Below are 19,972 nucleotides of genomic sequence, written 5' to 3'. Positions count from 1 at the left end.
ACCGCCTGTGCGCGGTAGCGGCCTCAATAGCTTTAACGTTCAATGTGGGCCGCGTCACCGGCAAAACAAGTCACATGACTGAACTGTCAGCACATCGACAGCTTCCGAACAGGCAGACGACAGGAACCTCACGGACAACGCTCCCCGCCCCTCACGCCGCCTGAGCCCCCACGGGGAGGTCCCCGTGCCTGCCGTGTAACGAGAGGCGTTGCGGTGCGTAACACGTGCGACGCACGCTGGACGGTATGCAGAACACCGTGACGCCCACCCACTGCCCGTACTGCGCCCTGCAGTGCGGAATGAATCTCACGCCCGAGCAGGACGGGGGCGTCGCGGTGGTCGAGCGGCCGGACTTCCCGGTGAACCGCGGCGCGCTGTGCGGCAAGGGCCGTACCGCGCCCGCGGTGCTGTCATCGAGCGTCCGCCTGACCTCACCCCTCGTCCGGAACGCCGGTGTCCTGGAGCCCGCCACCTGGGACGAGGCGCTCGGCCGGATCACCGAGGCGCTGTCCCGCACGCGTACGGAGCATGGCCCGGACGCGTGCGGGGTGTTCGGCGGCGGCGGGCTGACCAACGAGAAGGCGTACACGCTCGGGAAGTTCGCCCGCATCGTGCTCGGCACCTCGCAGATCGACTACAACGGACGCTTCTGCATGTCGTCCGCGGCGGCCGGCGGGATCAAGGCGTTCGGCCTGGACCGGGGGCTGCCGTTCCCGATGGAGGACATCCCGAAGACGGGCTGCGTCATCCTCGTCGGCTCGAACCTCGTCGAGACGATGCCGCCCGCGCTGCGCTATCTCACCGAGCTCAAGGCGAACGGCGGCAAGCTGATCGTCATCGACCCGCGCCGCACCCGCACCGCCGAGCAGGCGGACCTGCACCTCGCCCCCCGCCCGGGTACGGATCTTGCCCTGGCGCTGGGCCTGCTTCACCTGGTCGTGGCGGAGGGGCGTACGGACGAGGCGTACATCCAGGAGCGTACGAGCGGCTGGGAGGAGGCGCGGGCCGCGGCGATGGCGCACTGGCCGGAGCTGGTGGAGCGGATCACGGGAGTGTCCGTGCCTCAACTCCGGGAGACGGTACGGCTGTTCTGTGAGCCGGAGTCCGCGATGGTGCTCACCGCGCGCGGGCCCGAGCAGCAGTCGAAGGGTACGGACACGGTGGGCGCGTGGATCAACCTGTGCCTGGCGACGGGCCGCGCGGGGCGGCCGCTGTCCGGCTACGGCTGTCTGACCGGGCAGGGCAACGGGCAGGGCGGCCGCGAACACGGCCAGAAGGCCGACCAGTTGCCCGGCTACCGCAAGCTCGACGACCCGGCGGCCCGTCGCCATGTGGCCGAGGTCTGGGGCGTGGACCCGGACTCGCTGCCCGGTCCGGGACGCAGCGCGTACGAGCTGCTCGACGCCCTCGGTACGGACATCCGCGCCCTGCTGCTGATGGCCTCGAACCCGGTGGTGTCGGCGCCACGCGCTGCGCACATCGAGGAACGCATCAAGTCGCTTGATTTCCTGGCCGTGTGTGACGTGGTCCTGTCGGAGACGGCGGCCCTGGCGGATGTCGTACTGCCGGTGACGCAGTGGGCCGAGGAGACGGGGACGATGACCAACCTGGAGGGCCGGGTGCTGCTGCGGCGGCGCGCGATCACTCCGCCGGAGGGCGTACGCAGCGACCTGGAGATCATGCACGAACTGGCTGCCCGCCTGGGCGTGGAGAAGGGTTTCCCGACGGACGCGGAGGAGATCTTCGAGGAGCTGCGCCGGGCGAGCGCGGGCGGGCCCGCGGACTACTCGGGGATTACATACCGTCGGCTCATCGAGGAGAACGGGGTGTTCTGGCCTTGCCCGGCGGAGGCTCCTGAGGCTCAGCAGGCGGGCGCTGACACCCCCGCGCCCCCGGCAGGGAAGCCGCTGCCCGGCGCCGCGGACGACACGGCGCAGGACGGCGAGGACGCAGCGCTGGACGTCGGGCCGGACGACCCCGCGAGCGAGGCGGCCGAGCCGACGGCCACGGCCGACGTCCACCCCGGCACGCCCCGCCTCTTCCTCGACCGTTTCGCCACCCCCGACGGCCGCGCCCGGTTCGCCCCCGTGACGCATCGGCCACTCGCCGAAGAACCCGATGACGAGTACCCCGTGCTGCTGACGACCGGGCGGGTCGTCTCGCAGTACCAGTCCGGGGCCCAGACGCGGCGGGTCGACGAACTGAACGCCGCCGCCCCCGGCCCCTTCGTGGAACTGCACCCGAGGCTCGCCGAGCGGCTCGGCGCCAATGAGGGCGACCCGCTGGCCGTCGTCTCCCGGCGCGGACGCGCGACCGCGCCCGCGCGGATCACCACCTCCATCCGCCCGGACACGGTCTTCATGCCCTTCCACTGGCCGGGCGAAGGCCGGGCCAACACACTGACCAACCCGGCCCTCGACCCGACCTCCCGCATGCCGGAGTTCAAGGCGTGCGCGGTACGCGTGGAGCGAGCCGACTAGCCGGGCGTGCGGCACCGCGTCCCTGAAGAGGCCGCAGGCCCCTCAGGGACGCGGGACGGTGACATATGCGGCTCCGCCGCGATGGGGGTCCCCCTGCTCGAGCGAAGCCGAGAGTGGGGGAGCGACCAGCCACGACGGACCCGGAGCTCCGAACCGCCTCGCGCGGCGTGCTTCGCCGCCAACTAGCCCAGCACTGGTGCCAGTTCAACCCTGTCGATGTTCGGCGCCCAGGCGGTGGCGTTGCCGAACGTCACCGTGTTCGTGCCCTTCGTTAGGTCGACCGGGACGCCGAGCGTCCAGTAGTCGTCCCAGCTCCAGGTGTTCTTGAAGGTCACCTTCCGGGTCGCGCCGCCGACCGTGACGTCCGCCGTGCGGGACACGATGTCCGTGTTGTAGGCGTGGCCGTTGTCGCGGCGGTCGTTGTTGGCGTACGAGATGAGCAGGATGTAGCGGCCCGCCTTGGGGGCGTCGACCGCGAACTGGGCCGTACTGGCCGCGGAGTTGCCCAGCCAGCCGATGTACGAGCCCGCCGAGGCGTACGAGGAGAACTCCAGGCGCGCTCCCCCGGCCAGGGTCGCGTCGGCGCCCTCGTATGCGAGCGTGCCCGAGGACGAACCCGTCCCCGACACGTCCAGCGAGCGCAGTCCGACGCCCGAACCGGTAGCCGTCACACGGTTGTTGCCCGCGACCAGATACAGCCGGAGCGCCCGGTCGGGCGGTGCCGTCGCCGACTGGCCGTGCAGGGACAGCTTCACGGCCGCCGAGGCCCGCGAGGTCAGCGTGTAGTAGCCGTCACGCGGCGCGTACACGTCGAAGACCGCCTTGTCGCCGGAGCCGAGCCGCAGAGTTCCCGTCCCGGTGGCGGCCGAACTCCCGTAGTCGTACGCCGGCTTGCCCGAGATGTCCGCGAGCGTCGCCTCGTACTGCGCCGAAGGCGTGCTGCTCGCCGTCAGGTCGACGCGGTCCAGCGTCACCTCCTTGCTGTCCTTGGCCAGCGTCAGGGTGTGGCTGCCCGCCGTGAGGGATACGGGGACGGTCTTCAGGGCGCGGTACGTCCAGTTCTCCGTCGAGGGATACGTCACTGTCGTCGCCGTGCCGCCGTCCACGGAGAGCTTCTGTGTCGACGGCGTCCCGCTCTGGTTGCCGTACAGGATCCCGAGGTCGTACGTCCCCGTGCGCGGCACCGAGACCGTGAAGTCCACCTTGCTCGAGGCGGCGTTGAGCGAGCCGACGTCCTTGGTGCCGGAGGCGGCGTACCCGTTGGCGTTGGAGACCGTGCCCTGGGTGTAGACCTGGCCGCCGGTGATCGCCGCGTCCTCCGCCTCGTACGACGCCGACCAGGGGACGGACGGCGCGGCCGGCGTCCCGGACCCGGCCGGGGTGAGGACGACGCGGTACGCCGACATCTTCCGCATGCCGGTGAGCGGAACGGTGACCGTGCCGTCGGAGGCCACCTTCACCTTCACGCGCTTGAGCACCTGCGGCGCCGGGTGCCCGCCCTCGTAGCCCGACCAGGCCGCCTCCGCCACGGTCGCGGTGACCGAGCGACCGAAGACGCGCCGGTCGACGCTCTTGACCACGACGTCCGCGTCGCCCGCCGCGCCGCCGAGCACCACCTGCGCCTGGCGGCGATTCGTGTCGTACGAGGCGAGACCCTGGAGCGTGTCGATGGTGTTGGCCTGCGGCGGGGTCACCTTGACGGTGTCGCCGGTCAGACCCGCGTACCAACGGAACAGCCACCAGCCGCCGTTGGGGATGTTGGAGCGCACCACATGGCCGCTGAGATTGCCGGCGGCGTCCCAGTAGGCCATGTTGCCGTACACCTTGTTGCGTTCGAGCATCGAGACCCACTGCACGAGTTGCCCCGGCACGGACAGATCACGGCGGTTGGCGTACTCATCGATGTTGATCTTCAGCGGTGCGATGCCCAACTCTCGCTCGATCGACCGGTAGTTGTCGTAGTGCCCCTGGAAGTCCCGCAGCGAGCCGGAGCCGAGCTCGTGCCAGGTCATGATCTGGGGCAGTACGTTCTCCCGCTTGGCGAAGGCGAGGAAGTCCGTCAACAGGCGTGTGTGGTAGGCGGCTTCGTTCGGGCCCGCGATCCTGGCATCCGGGTCGATCGCGCGGATCCGCTGGTACACCGTCTTCCAGTCCTGGAAGAACCGGTCGCGGTTCTTCTCGTACGTCGCCTGGTCGGAGACGCCGAGGTTGTACCAGATCTGGTCGGGCTCGTTGAACGGGATGTAGACGAAGCGATCGCTGTCGGGGGCGGCCGACACCTCCTTGACGATCTTGTCGACCTTGGGGAGGTAGTCGGCGATGCCGAGGTCCTCGTACGGCCACTTGGCGTAGATGTCCTGCATCATCACGTTGATCTCGCCGCCGCCGTTGCGGAAGAACGACTTGGAGACGGTGATCGCGTCGCCGTTGGGGTGCTGGGCACCGCCCTCCGGCTTCTGCGAGATGCTGGTGACCTTCAGGGGCTCCAGCGCCGCGTCGCTGGGCACCCCGTCGTCGCTGAGCCCGTACAGCGCGCCGTTCGCGCCGCGCATCACCGGCCCCTCGGAGTCGGCGAGGTCGACGGAAAGGCGGGGCGCCGCCCGTTGCGCCCCCTGGGCCGCGGACATCTGTGCCGCCGACATGGCCCCTCCCATCAGTGCGAGCGTGAGGACCGTCGTGGTCCATCGTCTGGCCTCTCGTGTCGTGCGCGTTCTCCGAGTCATCCATCGGCTCCCGGACTCTTGTGTGAACGGTCACATCAGCGCATGATTCTCCCGCCGCAGTACCATCTGTCAACACCTGTTGCAGCATTAACAGTGGGGTGACCGTTCACATGAGGAGCCTCCAGGAGCCGACCATCCGGGACGTCGCCCGCGCGGCCGGCGTCTCGTACCAGACCGTCTCGCGCGTCATCAACGGCAACGAACGCGTCGCCGAAGCCACCCGTCGGCGGGTGCAGACCGCCATCGGCGAACTCGGCTACCGGCCCAACCGGGCCGCGCGCGAACTCGCCGGCAAAGCGGTCCGCTCGCTGACCGTGCTCACCTCCGACACCTCCCTGTACGGCAACGCGACGGCCCTGCGTGGCATCGAGGAGGCCGCGCGCACGGCGGGGTTCGCGGTCTCGATCAGCGTGCTCGACCGGCACGCGGCACCGGATGCCGAGGAGTTGCGCGCCCGGCTGGTACGCCCGGGCGAGCCCGTGATCGTCATCGCCTTCGACGCGGCCGGCGCCCGCGCGCTGGAGCTGCTGCCTGCCGACGTACCGGTGACGGCGCTGGTCGAGCGGCCACCGGGCGACGACCCGGACCCCCGGCACGTATGGCTCGACGACCGCCTCGCCGCCACCCGCGCCACCCGCCATCTGCTCGGCCTGGGCCATCGCACCGTGCACTGCCTTGCACTCCCGTCGTCCACGGCACGCACGGCCCAGCGGACGGAAGGCTGGCTGGACGCCCTGCGGGAAGCGGGAGTTGACGCGCCCGCGCCGGTCGAGGGCGGCTGGACGCCGCGCTCCGGTCACCTGGCGGCGCGCACGCTGCTGGAACGCCACCCCGACACCACCGCCGTACTGTGCGGCAACGACGATTTGGCGCTCGGGATGCTGCGGGCGGCACGGGAGGCGGGGCGCCGGGTGCCGGACGAGCTGAGCGTCGTGGGCTTCGACGACACCCCCGCGTCCGCGTATCTCGCTCCGGCGCTGACCACGGTGCGGCTGGACTTCGAGGGGCTCGGGCGTACGTGTTTCGGCCTGCTGCATCGCCTGCTGGATCCGTCGGCTCCGGGGCAGGAGCCCTGTGCGGAGCCGGAGCTGATCGTGCGGGAGAGTTCGGGCCCGGGCGGCACGGGTATCGGTTGACTTGTCGACTTTGGGATCACGGCATCAGGGCATGAGTCACCAGGGCTATCGCGGGGGGATTGAGTGACGCAAAAGCACGGCAACGGCGCACGGCACTATCGCTGGGGGCATTCGGGCCTCGCTGTCGACTTCGATTTCGGCGGGGTCGGCAAGGTGGGTGGGACTGGTGGGCCCAGCGGGGCCGCTTGGGCCGCCGGTGCCGGCGGGGACTCGCCTCGGCTGCTGCGGGTGGCGCGGCCGGGCGATCCGGAGCCGAAGGATGAGGATGCCGAGGTCCGCGCCGCATTGCCTCTGGTCGACGTCGTGCCGGCCGGTGAGGGTACGGGCTTCTCGGGACCGCGGTTCACGGGTACGGCGCTCGGGCCGCGGCTGAGGTACCGGGCACACGACGCCACGTACAACGACGGCTGGCATCGTCTGACCGTCGAACTCCGCGATCCGGCAAGCGAGTTGTCCGTCTTCGCGGAGTATGCCTCGCCCGACGGGGTACCTGTGCTGCGCTCCCGGGTACGGCTCCGCAACGACGGCTCCGCGCCGGTCACCCTGCGCTCGGTCAGCAGTCTGCTGCTGGGCGCGCTGCCCTCCCCCGACGACCTGCTCGTGTTCCGGGCGCGCAACGACTGGCTCGCCGAGTGCCGTTGGTACGCCGAGCCGCTGCGGGCGTCCGTGCCCGACATCGGCCGGGATGTCCACGAGCACGACAGCCGGGCCGCGGTGCGCCTCGCCGGGCGGGGCAGCTGGCCCACCGACGGACACTTGGCGATGGGCGCCCTCAACCACCGTACGGATGCGCGCAGTTGGCTGTGGCAGATCGAGTCTGCGGCGAGCTGGTCCTGGGAGACGGGGGAAGCCGGCGGGCACACGTACCTGACGCTCGGCGGGCCGACCTCGGACGAGCACGGCTGGCGTGAAGTCCTGGAGCCCGGCGGGGAGTTCAGCAGCGAGTGGGTGGCGCTGGCCCTCGGTACCTGCTTCGACGGAGCGCTGGCCGCGCTGACGACGTACCGCCGTCTCGTCCGCCGCCCACACTCCGACCACGAACGGCTCCCCGTCATCTTCAACGACTACATGAACACGTTGATGGGCGACCCGACCACCGAGAAGCTGCTGCCGCTGATCGACGCGGCGGCCTCGGCCGGGGCGGAGTACTTCTGCGTCGACGCCGGCTGGTACGACGACTCCGCGGGCTGGTGGGACAGCGTCGGCGCCTGGCTGCCGTCCTCCGGGCGCTTTCCCGGCGGGGGGCTCGGAGCGGTGCTCGACCGTATCCGCTCACGCGGGATGGTGCCGGGGCTGTGGCTCGAGCCGGAGGTCGTGGGCGTCCGCAGCGCCGTCGCGAGCTCGCTGCCCGACGAGGCCTTTCTGCGCCACGACGGCGGTGCCCGGGTCACCGAACAGGGCCGCCACCAGCTGGACCTGACGCATCCTGCGGCCCGCGCCCACCTCGACCGGACGGTGGACCGGATCGTGGGTGAGTGGGGTGTGGGCTATCTGAAGCTGGACTACAACATCACCACCTCCGTGCCGGGGCTGCTCTCGCATACGCGGGCGTGGCTGTCCTGGCTGTCGTCGGTGCTGGACCGCCACCCGTCGCTGGTGATCGAGAACTGCGCGTCCGGCGGTATGCGCATGGATGGCGCTTCCCTGGCCGTCGCGCAGGTGCAGTCCACGTCGGACCAGCAGGATCTCCTCCGCTATCCCCCGATCGCGGCTGCGGCGCCGACGGCTGTGCCGCCGGAGCAAGGGGCGGTGTGGGCGTATCCGCAGGCCGAGTTCTCGGATGACGAGATCAACTTCACGTTGGGTACGGCGTTGCTCGGGCGGGTGCATCTGTCGGGGCATCTTGATCGGATGTCGGCGGGACAGCTGTCGCTGGTACGGGACGCTGTGGCGACCTACAAGTCGATCAGGGGTGACCTGCGGTCGGCGGTGCCGTTCTGGCCGGTCGGGTTGCCGGGATGGACGGATGAGTGGGTGGCGTTGGGGATGCGCGTGCCGGTGGCGGGGCCGGTTGCAGGGCCGGTGTATCTGTCGGTGTGGCGCCGGGGTGGGGAGGCCGAACGGACGTTGGCTCTGCCGCACTTGGCGGGCCAGGACGACGTACGGGTGGAGGTCCTGCATCCGTCGGCGCCCGCGTCGGCCGGTATGGCGGAGTGGGACCGGGAGGCGGGGGCGCTGCGGGTGGAGTTGCCGAGGTCTCCGGGGGTGCTGTTGGTGCGGGTTGCCTCCGGCGGTTGAGCGAGGGGGTCGTTGTCGGGTGCGGGTCTGTCCATCGCCCAGCAGCACGCATCCGCGAAAGCACCGCGGGCGTGGGAGCCGGACCGGTGATCACTTTCGGGTGAACGGGCCGGACCGGGACACAGCGCCTGGGGCCTGCCTACGATGATGCTCTCGACACCAGCCCACAGGAGGCACGTGATGTCCGCAGCATCCGTCGAGCGGCCCCATGAGCACCGCCCTCTGACCGCGGAGGCCAACCGGCTCATGGACCGCAATCCGGGCTACCGCGTCGAGATCATCGGAGGCCAGATCCTCGTGAGCCCGCCACCGGACGGCCCGCACGCTGTAGCCCTGACCGATCTCATGGTGCCCTTCCTGACCGCCGGTCTCCACGGGACGGAGTCGAGGGTGGTACAGGGAATCGGCCTGTGGCTGCCGACCGGCACCGAGGACTACGCGATCCCCGACCTCTCTCTGGTGGACGCCGACTTCCAGGACCACCACGCCGAGAACAACTGTTACGACCCCGTCTGCTTCCGTCTTGTCCTGGAGGTCACCTCCAGCAACTACCGAACCGACCTGCGCGACAAGGTGAAGGCCTACGCAAGCGCGAAGGTTCCGGTCTACGTGATCGTCGACCGGAAGCACCAGCGCCTTCACGTGCTGACCGAGCCCGCCGGGGACGAGTACGAGAACCATCGCCCGCACTCCCCCGGCGAGGTCGTCACCCTGCCCGAGGAAGTCGGCGCCGAAGTCATCCTCAACGTCGAGCAGATCCTGAAGGCCGGTCGCCGGTCAGCCGAAAGCTGATTGACCGCGTCCGTCCTCCCCCCTCGGCCACCTCCGCCAACTCCGCGTCGTAGACCACCGGCCCCTTCGTTGTCGGGTGCATGGTGGCTGGCGGCTCCAGGTGCATCCCTACGCCACCCACCCCGTAGTCGCACCCTCGGCTGATACCGAAAGTGCGACCACGGGGTGGGTGGAGCTGTCCACTTCGTCACCGGCGCTGCTGGGCAAGCCGCCGGGCCAGTACGGGAATGATCACGGCGGCGGCGACCACGTGGGACACGGCCAGGACGATCTGGGTGGACGTGGCGGTGTGCGGGGCGACGGCCGGACCGGCGAGGGACAGCGCGGTCAGTGCGACGGTGATCACCACGAAGGTACGGGCGGGCCGCTTGGCCCAGCGGGCGAGAGCCACCGCGAGAACGATCCCGGCGACCGACCAGAACACCACGCCTCCGGCAAAGCCGCCCACCGGAATCTCCGCGGCTTCCTTGGCCCCTGGACCGGCCGCGTCCATCCGTACGCCGGCGCCGCGAGCGATCAGCCCGAACACCTCGGTCACGACGGCCCCGGCGAGCGTGGCCAGAACACCGACCAGCCATACGGGCCGTGTGGCGAGGGAACGGGTCGAGGAGGGGGAGGACTGGGCGATGGTCTGCGTCTGGGGCGTGGTCCCGGTCATGGCTCTGACTCCTGTGTGTCGTACGGAGGTTGATGTGCCTTTCGCAGATGTAGACCGAGGAGCCCCACAGAACTGAGCGGTGACGGGGGGACTTTTTTCAGAAGGGGTGGGTTCGGGGTGAGAAAGCCGACCTCAACAGCCCCGCCCCCGCCAGTCCCCGCCCTCGATGAGCTTGCCGCGCGCCCGAAGTCGAACCGCCACCGAAGGCGCGGCCACGTACACCCAGGCGGTCTGGACACGCGTACCGTCCCCGAGCGCGACGTCCCGGGCCACGCGCTCGTACAGGTTGGCTGGATCTCCCGGCGCGTAGTCCTCCAACCGGTCGAGGGCGAGCAGGAGTCGGCCGTACTGCTGTGGCGAGGGAGTGATCAGCTCGCCGCACACCGCGCCCCCGGGCTCCTCCACGGCGTACGGATAACCGGGCCCCTCGTACAGCACCGCCCCCGCCAACCGCCCGGGCACCTCGGAAACGGTGCGCCCGAGGAGGAAGAGATCGTGGTTGGGCTCGCCGGGCCGCAGCGTCCCGTACACGAAGAAGGGCAGACGGCTCACCCCGCCGTCTCCTGCTCCAGCCACTCCAGATACGCCGCACTCCCCCGCACCACCGGCGTGGCGATGATCTCCGGCGTGTCATAGTCGTGCGCCTCGCGCAGATACGTTTCCAGCTCCGCGTACCGCGTCTCCGTGGTCTTGAAGAGCACCTGCCACTCGGACGCGGTCTCGATCTCTCCCTTCCACCGGTAGACGGACGTGACCGGCCCGGAGATCTGCGCGCAGGCGGCGACACGCGCCGCGACCGCGCCCCGCGCGAGCGCGTCAGCCTTCTCCGGGGCGTCCGTCGTGGTCAGGACGGTGAGCCAGTCGGGCGTGGCCATGATCGATCTCCTTCTTCCGGCCTTCGCAGAAACGCGGCGCTCCTCGCCAGAGGCGGGTCGGACGCGGCGGACGACCGCATCGACGGGCTCCTCGATGACCGAGAAGTCGAGCTCGCCACGTATACACAGTCCCAGATGAGGTGGCTCGCCCAAACCGCCCTCAGCCGGTAAGGCCAGGCCTCGGATGCGGAACCGCATCACGCATCGGCAGGTTCCGCGAACAGCCCCGACCCTCGATCACGCCAACGCCGGCATGATCCCCTCATGGATCAGGCGGAGCTGGGTGTTCACGTCGGCCACCTCCGTGAGGTCGCGGCCGGTGAAGGCCTTGACCAGGGTGCGATCGGTGATGGCGCAGATCATGTGGTTCACGCCGGTGGGGGCGATCTCCCGTTGGATTTTGTCGCGGCATTCCTCGGGGGTGCCCGCTATGGAGAGGCGCTCGGCTATCTCCGGCGTCGTCAGCTCGATGCCGCGGGCCAGGTCGCCGGAGGCGATGGCGTCGATGATCGGTTTGAGTTCGGCCGGGTCGACGCCGTTGCGGCGTAGCTGCTCCTCGGGCATCGAGGAGGCGTAGACACCGACCATGCTGCGCGCCGCGTCCTTGGCGGCGGCTGAGTCGGGGCCGGTCGCGAAGACGACCCAGGCGCCGATGTCCAGGGACCGCCAGTCCTTGCCGGCGCGCTCCGCTCCGGCCCGGAGGTGCCGCACCGCGTACTCGTACGCCTCTCGCGTGTAGCTCAGCGCATGATGGCAGCCGTCGGACAACTCCCCCGCCGCTTCGAAGGACTTGGGCCCGCGCATCGCACCGAGCTTCAGCGGCACCCGGCTCTGGACCGGTCGCGCGAACGTGAACAGGCCTTCATACGAGAAGAATTCGCCGTCGTACGAGATCGTCCCCTCGTCCAACAGTGTGCGCACCACATGCAGCGCTTCCTTGACCCGGGACAGCGGACGGGTGCGGGCCCAGTCGATCTTGTACTGGGCCAGGAGCCCGAAGTTGCCGCTGGAGAGCACGGCCTCCGCGCGTCCGTCGGACAGTTCGTCGAGTGTGGCCACGGCCTGGGCGATCAGGGTCGGTTCGCGGAGCGTTACCGGGGAGACGCTCGGGCCCAGGCGGATTCGGCTGGTCCGGCCGGCGGCCGCGGCGAAGAGCAGCCACAGATCCTTGTGCCAGGTCTCGTCGGCGGCGTAGCAGGCGTGGAAGCCGAGTTCGTCGGCGAAGGTGATGGACTCCAGGGACTCTGTGAGCGGGTAGTCGGGGAGCATCGCATAGCTGAACTTCACGAATGTCACCTTCAGAAGAGGGGACGGCGGTCAGTACGGGTGTCCCCACGAGGATGGGAAAACGGCGCCCAACTGTCCTGCTTTTTCAAGCCCGTTGACTATCCTCGTCCGGTGCCGCCACCGCGAAGCCCGCCTCCGTCAGTACCGTCGCCGCCACCCCGCGGCCGACCCGGCTGAGGCCCGTCAGAAGGTGGTCGCAGTCGATGAGGGCGGAGCCCGCTTGCTCTTCCGCCAGGGCGATGGCCTTGCGGGAGTAGGGCGTCCAGGCGATCCGTTCGGCGGCTTGTGAGGCACCCATGCTCAAGTGGGCCTCGACCGAACGGTGTACGACATCGGGGGCGACACCGGATGCCTCGAGGAGCCGGGTGGCGTTGTTGGGCTTCGCGGTGAGGCCCCACAACAGGTGCTCGGTGCCTATGTAGTTGTTGCGGTGCTGCACCGCGGCCCGCTTGACGTGGGTCATCGCCTCGCGGAGGTCGTCGGTCATCGTCTCGGGGGCGTATCGCTTGTGGGGGGCGTGAAAGCGCTGCTGCACCGCCTGCCGGGTCACGCCCAGGGCGGCGCCGATGTCGGTCCACGAGCAGCCGTGCATCCGGCAGTGCTCGACATAGTCCTCGACCAAGTCGTCTGCCAGGGCCTGTAGTTGGCCGGAAAGCTGTGCGGCCACGGTCAGCAGGGCGAGCCAGTCGGGCTGCTCCGCTGCGCCGCCGGGCCGGTGCGCGGTGTCGCAGGTGCGGTCCACTTCCGCGATGAGTTCGTCCAGGTCTGGAAGAGCCATGAGGCAAGTGCGCCTTGACAGTTGGGAATTGTCAAGGCGCACTTGCCTATTTGACGGAGAGAGGGGCGAAAACTCGTCACCCCGCGTACGGTCGCGTCTCCTTCGCCTCCTTCAACGTCCGCCCCCACCAGGTCAGTTGGTCCAACATCCCCTTCGCGGCGGCATCCGGGGCCGCCGGATCCCTGTGGCGGCCCTCGTCGTCGAAGTGGGCACCCGCGTTGTGGAAGGAGACCGTGTCGCGAACGGTGACGGCATGAAGTTCGGCGAAGACCTGGCGGAGCTGCTCGACGGCGCGGAGGCCGCCGGAGAGTCCGCCGTACGAGACGAAGGCGACGGGCTTGGCGCGCCACTCGGTGTAGTGCCAGTCGATGAGGTTCTTCAGGGGTGCCGGGAACGAGTGGTTGTACTCGGGCGTGAGGACCACGAAGGCATCGGCGTCGGCGAGCTTCGGGCTGACCTTGTCGAGCTCGCCGGTCACCTCGGCGGACGGCGAGTAGGACAGGGCCGTCGGCAGCCGCACGTCGGCGGCGTCGACGACATCGACCTCCATGTCGTCGCGCTCGCGGATCCGGCTCAGCAGCCATTCGGCGACCACAGGCCCGAAGCGGCCCTCCCGGTTGCTGCCGATGATCAGGGCGACATGGAGGGGTGCGTCGGTGATGGGTCGGTCAGTTGCGGAGTTCATGGGGACAGGCTCATACCTCAATCAAAGTTGAGGTCAAGTCCTGGCCGCGCCGCTCGACTGGACCACCGGTAGGTCCGTCGCCCACGAGGGCCGGTCACCCGTTCACACCCGCGCCCCCCGCCCCGCGGATTCTTTTTGCTCGTACGCCCGTGACCTGCCGAAACGTCACCCGTCACGTCAGCCGACGCAGCCACGCGACACCCGTTCTGACGCCTCATCAGGAGGCGAGTCGGGCGGACTGCCACTTACCTCGATAGGGCAGGGATGCGACCGACGTGGAGGAGCGAGCACGATGCGCACAGGCCGTCTGCTGACCGGTACCGCGCTGACCTTCGCCGCCGCGGCCCTCTCTGCCGCGCCCGCGTATGCGTTCGGCGAGGACACCGGCCCGCTGGAGGTGTATCCGTCGACCGTCGCACCCGGCGCCGAGGTCATGGTGAACACGGCTCAGTGCGGTGCGGACGGCTCGATGACGGGGGACGCGGGCGCGGTGGGCGCGGGCGCCTTCACGCTGACGCCCAGCACGCACGAGCGGAACGCGGTCGGGCGGTTCCGGGTGCCGCCGTCCGCGCAGCCGGGAACGTACGAGATCGTCGCGCGCTGTTCCAGCGGTATGCGGCTGTCCGGGGACCTGAGGGTCGCGCTGGCCCACTCCGAGGGGGCCGAGAAGGGCGCCGGCGAACCGGTGCACCCGAAAGGAAGCGTGAAGACGGGGGTCGGTGGCGCGGTCGGCCCCGGCCCCGTGCAGACCGCGGCGGGAGTGGCGGCGCTCGCCGTCGCCGTCGCGGGCGGTACCTGGCTCCTGCTTCGCCGGGCGAGAGGCGACGGGATCTGACGGACACCTCCGCTGTCCACCGGTACCGCTGTCCCCTCCCCCTCCGGGTCCGACGCCCCTCGCGGCCCGGAGGGGGAAGCGGGACCCATCTCCCGCTCAGCCATCTCCTGTTCAGCCGGCGTCGCAGACGACGAGAATGTCCGCGTCGCCCCGGCGCCACTGCCTGCCCGCGATCAGGTCCGACGCGGCGGACCTGGACGACCAAGTGCACTTCCGAGTGATCACGTTCGGGGCACCGTTCGAGCCGAAACCCCAGACCGAATTCAGCGTGCCCCCGCCGGGTTGGCGTCCTCGTCGAGGTAGGTGCCGTATCCCTCGGCGACCAGCGGGCCTTCGAAGGTCAGCACCTCGTTGACCAGTCCGCCCTTCTGGTTGCGGTAGTTGATGACCAGGCAGTCCACGCCGACGTAGCATCCGACCACTTCGAACCGCAGGTCCGGGATGCGTCGCAGGCCCTCCGCCCAGTAGGCGCGCAGCGCGTCCTTGCCGCGAATGACCCCGTCACTGCCGAGCAGCTGCGCGGCCACCGGCGACCGGAACGTCACGTCGTCGGCGAAGTGCGTCAACAGAGCGTCCAAGTCGTGCGCGTTCCACGCCGTCACCCAGGAGTCGACGAACACCCGCGCTGCTCCATGATCCATGGGCGCATTATGCCGTTCCACACCAGGATCGGGACGGCCACTCGGTTCGAAGAACGAGTGGCCCGCCACCCGATACGACCGAGGAACGTACCCGTGCCGGGACCGATGAGCCCGTCGTAGAAGCCGATGCCGAGGCCCGCGAGCCCGATCGCGGCAAGGACGCGGCGCGGGGAGACAGGGGGGTCGAGGGCGCCGTACCGCAAGCGGGGCGCATGATCACGAAGGTGCCTACGGCCGGCACGCTGCCCGGCCCCGCCGGCACGGCCACTACCGCTTACGCGGCCCGCCGCCATGTCCCGGCGGTGAACGGCTCGCGTACGATCCGCCATACCCATGCGGCGGCGGGATCTTTGACGTACGGCTTCTGGACGGTTGTCCATGGTGTGGCCCCCTGGGGTGAAGTGACCGATACCTCAAGGTTTCCGCGACCCGGCCGCGTGAGCGATGGTGTCCGCACGAAACCTGGCGGTTCGGCTGACCCCACCCGGGCCCACCAGGCCGGACACCGGTCCCACCAGGCCCGACACCGCCCCCGCCGTCCCTCGCCGAAAACCCTCACACACCCACCCCCACACCGCTGAGGGCAGCGTTCCCGGGGGGAAACAGTTGTGATGCCGTCGGGTAACACCCGCACCGCACGCTCGTCACCATGACCTCGAATACGCGTGTGGTGGTGATCGGCGCCGGCCTCGCGGGCGTACGGCTCGCCCGGCGGCTCGGCGAGCTCGGGCTGCCCGCCGTGCTCATCGGTGAGGAGGAGCACACCCCGTACAACCGGGTTCTGCTCGCCGAAGTGCTGGCCGGACGGTACGCCCCCGACGTGATCGCTCTGCCCGCGCCCGCGGAGCTGGTCCGCGCCCGGGTCACCGGCATCGACCGCGGTCAGCGGGAGGTGCACTGCTCGGACGGCTCGGTGATCGCATACGACACGCTGGTCCTGGCGACCGGGTCGAACGCGAAACTGCCCCCGTTGCGGGGGCTTTTCACCGCTGATCACGTGCTGCCGGAGGGCGTCCACGCCTTCCGCACGATGGACGACTGCCTCGGCCTGTCCAAGGCCGTGCGCCCGGACGCCCGCGCCGTCGTCATCGGCGGCGGTCTCCTCGGCGTCTCGGCCGCCCGCGCGCTCGCCGCGCGCGGCGCGCAGGTCGTGCTCGCACAGCAGGCCGAGCGGCTGATGGAACGGCAACTCGACCCGTCCGCCTCGAAGTTGGTGCTCCGGCACATGAAGGACCTCGGCGTCGAGGTGCACACCGAGTGCCGGGTACGCGATGTGCGCTGCGTCGGCGGAGCCGTCCGCTCGGTCGAGCTGGCCGACGGGTACGCGCTCGACGCCGACCTGGTGGTGCTGACCTGTGGCGTGCACCCGCGCGTGGGTCTGGCCCAGGACGCGGGGCTCGCCGTACACAAGGGCGTCATCGTCGACGACGAGCTGCGTACGTCCGACCCGCACATCCGGGCGATCGGCGACTGCGCGCAGCACGCGGGCACCGTCTACGGTCTCGCGGCGCCCGCCATCGAACAGGCCGAAGCGCTGGCCGAGCTGCTGGCGACGGGCGACAGCGCCGCGCGCTACACCGGCACCCGCGCCCTCACCCGGCTGACCCTCGCCTCAGGCACCCCGCTCGACCTCGCCGCCTTCGGCGAGCCCACCCCGCAGCCCGGTGACGACGTCATCCAGCTCGCCGACGCGACCCGCGGCACCTACCGCAAGGTCGTCGTCCGCAACGACCGCGTGGTCGGCGGCGTACTCGTCGGCGAACTCGGCACCGTAGGCGCGCTCGCCCGCGCCTGGGAGGGAGCAGAGCCGCTCCCCGAGACCGGCCCCCTGCTCCACCTGCTCACCAACGATGGAGGCTCCTGATGTCCACGACCGCACCTGTGGGGACCGGCCCCCGCCCCACGATCGTGCTCGTCGGCCATGGCATGGTCGGCCAGCGCTTCCTCGAAGCGCTCGCCGAGCGCGGCCTGACCGCCACGCACCGCGTGGTCGTGCTGTGCGAGGAGCCGCGGCCCGCGTACGACCGCGTTCAGCTGACCTCGTACTTCTCGGGCAAGACGCCCGAGGATCTCTCGATGACCGACATGGCGTTCATCGAGAAGGAGGGCATCGAGCTGTACGTCGGCGACCCGGCCGAGACCATCGACCGTGAGTCCCGCAAGGTGACCTCCCGCTCCGGTCTTGTCGTCGACTACGACGTCCTGGTCCTCGCCACCGGTTCGTACCCGTTCGTGCCGCCGGTCCCGAACAAGGACGCCGAGGGCTGCTTCGTCTACCGCACGATCGAGGACCTGCTCGCGATCGAGGAGTACGCGAAGTCGAAGGCGACGACCGGTGCCGTGGTCGGTGGCGGTCTGCTCGGCCTCGAGGCCGCGGGCGCGCTGAAGGGTCTCGGACTCAACGCCCACATCGTGGAGTTCGCGCCCCGACTGATGCCGGTGCAGGTCGACGAGGGCGGTGGCGCCGCCCTGCTGCGCACCATCGCGGACATGGGCCTGTCCGTCCACACGGGCGTGGGCACGCAGGAGATCGTGACCGACGACTCGGGCGCCGTCACGGGTATGAAGCTGTCCGACGGTTCCGAACTCGCCACCGACATGGTGGTGTTCAGCGCCGGTGTCCGCCCCCGCGACCAGCTGGCCCGCGACTGCGGCCTCACGGTCGGCGAGCGCGGCGGCATCACGGTCGACGAGCAGTGCCGTACGGTCTCCGACCCGCATGTCTTCGCGATCGGCGAGTGCGCGCTGGCCTCCGACGGCCGGGTGTACGGCCTGGTGGCGCCCGGTTACGAGCAGGCCGAGACGGTGGCGGCGACGATCGCGGCGGATGAGGCCTCCTTCACCGGCGCCGACCTGTCCACCAAACTGAAGCTGCTCGGCGTGGACGTGGCGTCCTTCGGTGACGCGCACGGAACGGCCGAGGACTGCCTGGACGTCGTCTACTCCGACTCCCGCTCGGGCCTGTACAAGAAGCTGGTCATCGGCCGCGACGGCGAGCTGCTCGGCGGCATCCTGGTCGGCGACGCGGATGCGTACGGCACGCTGCGCGCCCTGACCGGTTCCGTACCGCCCGTCTCCCCCGAGCAGCTGGTGCTCCCGGCCGGCTCGGGCGGCGGCGCCCAGCTCGGCCCGTCCGCGCTGCCGGACGAGGCGGTCATCTGCTCCTGCCACAACGTCACCAAGGGCACGATCCGCGGCGCGGTCACCGACCACCAGTGCACGACGGTGCCCGAGGTCAAGAAGTGCACCAAGGCCGGTACGGGCTGCGGCAGTTGCGTCAAGGTCCTCGGCCAGCTCGTCAACGCCGAGCTGGAGGCCAGCGGCGTCGAGGTCGACAAGGGCCTGTGCGGCTGCTTCTCGCAGACCCGCGAGGAGCTGTACGAGATCGTCCTCGCCCTGCGCATCAACAAGTACCAGGACCTGCTCGACCGTTACGGCCGTGAGGGCGCCCGAGGCGGCGACGGCTGCGAGATCTGCAAGCCGGCCGTGGGCTCGATCATCGCCTCCCTCGCCCCCACGATCGGCGCGAGCGGCTATGTCCTGGACGGCGACCAGGCGGCCCTGCAGGACAGCAACGACCACTTCCTCGCCAACCTCCAGAAGAACGGCTCGTACTCGATCGTGCCGCGCATCCCGGGAGGGGAGATCACCCCCGAGAAGCTCATCGTCATCGGGGAAGTGGCGCGCGACTTCGGCCTCTACACGAAGATCACCGGCGGCCAGCGCATCGACATGTTCGGCGCACGCGTCGAGCAACTCCCCCTCATCTGGGCGCGGTTGGTGGACGCGGGCTTCGAGTCGGGGCACGCGTACGGAAAGGCGCTGCGTACGGTGAAGTCGTGCGTCGGCCAGACCTGGTGCCGCTACGGCGTCCAGGACTCCGTACGCATGGCGATCGACCTGGAGCTGCGCTACCGGGGGCTGCGTTCCCCGCACAAGCTGAAGTCGGCGGTCTCCGGCTGCCAGCGCGAGTGCGCCGAGGCCCAGTCGAAGGACTTCGGCGTGATCGCCACGGCCAACGGCTGGAACCTGTACGTGGCCGGCAACGGCGGCGCCACCCCGCGCCACGCGGACCTGCTCGCGAAGGACCTCTCCGACGCCGAACTGATCCGTCTGATCGACCGTTTCCTGATGTTCTACATCCGCACGGCCGACCGCCTCGAGCGCACGTCGACCTGGCTGGAGCGGATCCCCGGCGGCCTGGACCACGTACGCGATGTCGTCGTGGATGACTCCCTGGGCATCTGCGAGGAGCTGGAGTCCCTGATGGCCGCGCATGTCGCGAACTACCGCGACGAGTGGGCCGAGACCATCAACGACCCGGAGAAGCTGTCCCGCTTCGTCTCCTTCGTGAACGCGCCGGACACCCCCGACCCCGTCGTCGGCTTCGTCCCCGAGCGCGACCAGATCAAGCCCGACCTGCCGCTGCTGACCATCGGCACCCGTCCCCTGGAAGGAAGCGCCCAGCGATGACCCTCGCACCCGAGACGACGACCCTGAAGGTCCAGCTTCGCGTCGACGACACGGCGGACAACTGGTTCACGGTCTGTGACATGAGCGCGCTGATGCCGGGCCGCGGGGTGGCGGCCCTGCTCCCGGACGGCCGCCAGGTCGCCCTCTTCCAGGACCGCGCGGGCCGCCTGTACGCCATCGACAACCGCGACCCGTTCACCGGCGCCGCCGTCCTCTCCCGCGGCCTCATCGGCTCCCATCAGGGCCGCTCATTCGTGGCCTCACCCCTGCTCAAGCAGCGCTTCGAGCTGGAGTCGGGGCGGTGCCTGGATGACGACACGGTGACGGTGGCGACATACGGGGTGCGTACGTCCTGAACCTGGCCGGCCCCT

The 19,972-nt window shown here is 70.1% G+C and carries 16 protein-coding genes and 1 pseudogene; 8 read left to right on the top strand and 9 right to left on the bottom strand.

Annotated elements, in window-relative coordinates; all coding sequences use genetic code 11:
- Positions 1 to 245 precede the first annotated feature (245 nt).
- Positions 246 to 2,480: a molybdopterin oxidoreductase family protein gene (locus ACFYO0_RS07455; protein WP_388672073.1), complete on the top strand. Its 2,235-nt coding sequence runs from the start codon at positions 246 to 248 to the stop codon at positions 2,478 to 2,480.
- 182 nt (positions 2,481 to 2,662) lie between these two features.
- On the opposite strand, the gene ACFYO0_RS07450 is transcribed toward ACFYO0_RS07455, so the two are convergent.
- Complete coding sequence (locus ACFYO0_RS07450) at positions 2,663 to 5,122, bottom strand: CBM35 domain-containing protein (RefSeq protein WP_388672070.1); 2,460 nt, start codon at positions 5,120 to 5,122, stop codon at positions 2,663 to 2,665.
- Between the two features lie 191 nt (positions 5,123 to 5,313).
- Here ACFYO0_RS07450 and ACFYO0_RS07445 point away from each other — a divergent pair, with 191 nt between their 5' ends.
- The 3 genes from ACFYO0_RS07445 (at position 5,314) to ACFYO0_RS07435 (ending at position 9,369) form a co-directional block, all read left to right on the top strand.
- Entirely contained in the window at positions 5,314 to 6,339 is a 1,026-nt protein-coding gene (locus ACFYO0_RS07445) for a LacI family DNA-binding transcriptional regulator (RefSeq protein WP_388672067.1), read from the top strand.
- Between the two features lie 63 nt (positions 6,340 to 6,402).
- Positions 6,403 to 8,577, top strand: a complete 2,175-nt coding sequence (locus ACFYO0_RS07440) for an alpha-galactosidase (protein ID WP_388672065.1) — start codon at positions 6,403 to 6,405, stop codon at positions 8,575 to 8,577.
- Between the two features lie 180 nt (positions 8,578 to 8,757).
- Positions 8,758 to 9,369, top strand: a complete 612-nt coding sequence (locus ACFYO0_RS07435) for a Uma2 family endonuclease (RefSeq protein ID WP_388672063.1) — start codon at positions 8,758 to 8,760, stop codon at positions 9,367 to 9,369.
- Between the two features lie 187 nt (positions 9,370 to 9,556).
- Here ACFYO0_RS07435 and ACFYO0_RS07430 read toward each other — a convergent pair whose 3' ends face one another.
- The 6 genes from ACFYO0_RS07430 to ACFYO0_RS07405 all read right to left on the bottom strand — a co-directional run bounded on the left by ACFYO0_RS07430 (position 9,557) and on the right by ACFYO0_RS07405 (position 13,652).
- A complete protein-coding gene (locus tag ACFYO0_RS07430; protein ID WP_388672061.1) occupies positions 9,557 to 10,027 on the bottom strand; it encodes a DUF6069 family protein in 471 nt (156 codons plus the stop codon).
- A 132-nt stretch (positions 10,028 to 10,159) separates the two neighbouring features.
- Positions 10,160 to 10,579 (bottom strand): gamma-glutamylcyclotransferase family protein, encoded by a 420-nt coding sequence (locus ACFYO0_RS07425; RefSeq protein ID WP_388672058.1) that lies wholly within the window; start codon positions 10,577 to 10,579, stop codon positions 10,160 to 10,162.
- The gene (gene cutA, locus ACFYO0_RS07420; RefSeq protein WP_388672055.1) at positions 10,576 to 10,902 is read right to left on the bottom strand and encodes a divalent-cation tolerance protein CutA; all 327 of its coding nucleotides are present in this window, start codon (positions 10,900 to 10,902) and stop codon (positions 10,576 to 10,578) included. The genes ACFYO0_RS07425 and cutA overlap by 4 nt, the downstream gene beginning before the upstream one ends.
- Before the next feature lie 237 nt (positions 10,903 to 11,139).
- Complete coding sequence (locus ACFYO0_RS07415; RefSeq protein WP_388672052.1) at positions 11,140 to 12,189, bottom strand: LLM class flavin-dependent oxidoreductase; 1,050 nt, start codon at positions 12,187 to 12,189, stop codon at positions 11,140 to 11,142.
- Positions 12,190 to 12,274: 85 nt separating this feature from the next.
- Positions 12,275 to 12,967 carry a Clp protease N-terminal domain-containing protein gene (locus tag ACFYO0_RS07410; protein WP_388672049.1) on the bottom strand — a complete coding sequence of 231 codons (693 nt, stop codon included), beginning with the start codon at positions 12,965 to 12,967 and terminating at the stop codon, positions 12,275 to 12,277.
- A 76-nt stretch (positions 12,968 to 13,043) separates the two neighbouring features.
- A complete protein-coding gene (locus tag ACFYO0_RS07405; RefSeq protein WP_388672046.1) occupies positions 13,044 to 13,652 on the bottom strand; it encodes an NADPH-dependent FMN reductase in 609 nt (202 codons plus the stop codon).
- 292 nt (positions 13,653 to 13,944) lie between these two features.
- On the opposite strand from ACFYO0_RS07405, the gene ACFYO0_RS07400 reads away from it, so the two are divergent.
- Positions 13,945 to 14,487, top strand: coding sequence for a hypothetical protein (locus ACFYO0_RS07400; RefSeq protein WP_388672043.1), 543 nt, complete (start codon positions 13,945 to 13,947; stop codon positions 14,485 to 14,487).
- A 263-nt stretch (positions 14,488 to 14,750) separates the two neighbouring features.
- Here ACFYO0_RS07400 and ACFYO0_RS07395 read toward each other — a convergent pair whose 3' ends face one another.
- Positions 14,751 to 15,128 (bottom strand): nuclear transport factor 2 family protein, encoded by a 378-nt coding sequence (locus ACFYO0_RS07395; protein ID WP_388672040.1) that lies wholly within the window; start codon positions 15,126 to 15,128, stop codon positions 14,751 to 14,753.
- An 80-nt stretch (positions 15,129 to 15,208) separates the two neighbouring features.
- A pseudogene (locus ACFYO0_RS07390) lies at positions 15,209 to 15,363 on the bottom strand (sulfite exporter TauE/SafE family protein); the annotation flags it as partial.
- Between the two features lie 414 nt (positions 15,364 to 15,777).
- On the opposite strand from ACFYO0_RS07390, the gene ACFYO0_RS07385 reads away from it, so the two are divergent.
- Genes ACFYO0_RS07385 through nirD form a run of 3 tightly spaced genes read left to right on the top strand, consistent with a single transcriptional unit; the run spans position 15,778 to position 19,957 of the window.
- Positions 15,778 to 16,992, top strand: coding sequence for an NAD(P)/FAD-dependent oxidoreductase (locus tag ACFYO0_RS07385; protein WP_388672037.1), 1,215 nt, complete (start codon positions 15,778 to 15,780; stop codon positions 16,990 to 16,992).
- Positions 16,992 to 19,601 (top strand): nitrite reductase large subunit NirB, encoded by a 2,610-nt coding sequence (nirB, locus tag ACFYO0_RS07380; RefSeq protein ID WP_388672034.1) that lies wholly within the window; start codon positions 16,992 to 16,994, stop codon positions 19,599 to 19,601. Before ACFYO0_RS07385 ends, nirB begins: the two co-directional genes overlap by 1 nt.
- On the top strand, positions 19,598 to 19,957 hold the full coding sequence (nirD, locus tag ACFYO0_RS07375; protein WP_388672031.1) for a nitrite reductase small subunit NirD: 360 nt from the start codon (positions 19,598 to 19,600) through the stop codon (positions 19,955 to 19,957). Before nirB ends, nirD begins: the two co-directional genes overlap by 4 nt.
- The last annotated feature ends 15 nt before the right edge of the window (positions 19,958 to 19,972 follow it).

This window comes from Streptomyces sp. NPDC006365 (assembly GCF_042870755.1).
Lineage (GTDB): Bacteria > Actinomycetota > Actinomycetes > Streptomycetales > Streptomycetaceae > Streptomyces > Streptomyces xiangluensis.
Note: the sequence above shows the minus strand (reverse complement) of the source record. Positions and strands in the feature narration are given on the sequence as shown.

Excerpts from the sequence above, each read along its gene's own strand:
- cutA (WP_388672055.1), bottom strand. The coding sequence starts at position 10,902 with ATGGCCACGCCCGACTGGCTCACCGTCCTGACCACGACGGACGCCCCG.
- nirD (WP_388672031.1), top strand. The coding sequence starts at position 19,598 with ATGACCCTCGCACCCGAGACGACGACCCTGAAGGTCCAGCTTCGCGTC.
- ACFYO0_RS07410 (WP_388672049.1), bottom strand. The coding sequence starts at position 12,967 with ATGGCTCTTCCAGACCTGGACGAACTCATCGCGGAAGTGGACCGCACC.
- ACFYO0_RS07400 (WP_388672043.1), top strand. The coding sequence starts at position 13,945 with ATGCGCACAGGCCGTCTGCTGACCGGTACCGCGCTGACCTTCGCCGCC.
- nirB (WP_388672034.1), top strand. The coding sequence starts at position 16,992 with ATGTCCACGACCGCACCTGTGGGGACCGGCCCCCGCCCCACGATCGTG.
- ACFYO0_RS07395 (WP_388672040.1), bottom strand. The coding sequence starts at position 15,128 with ATGGATCATGGAGCAGCGCGGGTGTTCGTCGACTCCTGGGTGACGGCG.
- ACFYO0_RS07445 (WP_388672067.1), top strand. The coding sequence starts at position 5,314 with ATGAGGAGCCTCCAGGAGCCGACCATCCGGGACGTCGCCCGCGCGGCC.
- ACFYO0_RS07435 (WP_388672063.1), top strand. The coding sequence starts at position 8,758 with ATGTCCGCAGCATCCGTCGAGCGGCCCCATGAGCACCGCCCTCTGACC.
- ACFYO0_RS07385 (WP_388672037.1), top strand. The coding sequence starts at position 15,778 with ATGACCTCGAATACGCGTGTGGTGGTGATCGGCGCCGGCCTCGCGGGC.
- ACFYO0_RS07430 (WP_388672061.1), bottom strand. The coding sequence starts at position 10,027 with ATGACCGGGACCACGCCCCAGACGCAGACCATCGCCCAGTCCTCCCCC.
- ACFYO0_RS07405 (WP_388672046.1), bottom strand. The coding sequence starts at position 13,652 with ATGAACTCCGCAACTGACCGACCCATCACCGACGCACCCCTCCATGTC.
- ACFYO0_RS07450 (WP_388672070.1), bottom strand. The coding sequence starts at position 5,122 with ATGTCGGCGGCACAGATGTCCGCGGCCCAGGGGGCGCAACGGGCGGCG.
- ACFYO0_RS07455 (WP_388672073.1), top strand. The coding sequence starts at position 246 with ATGCAGAACACCGTGACGCCCACCCACTGCCCGTACTGCGCCCTGCAG.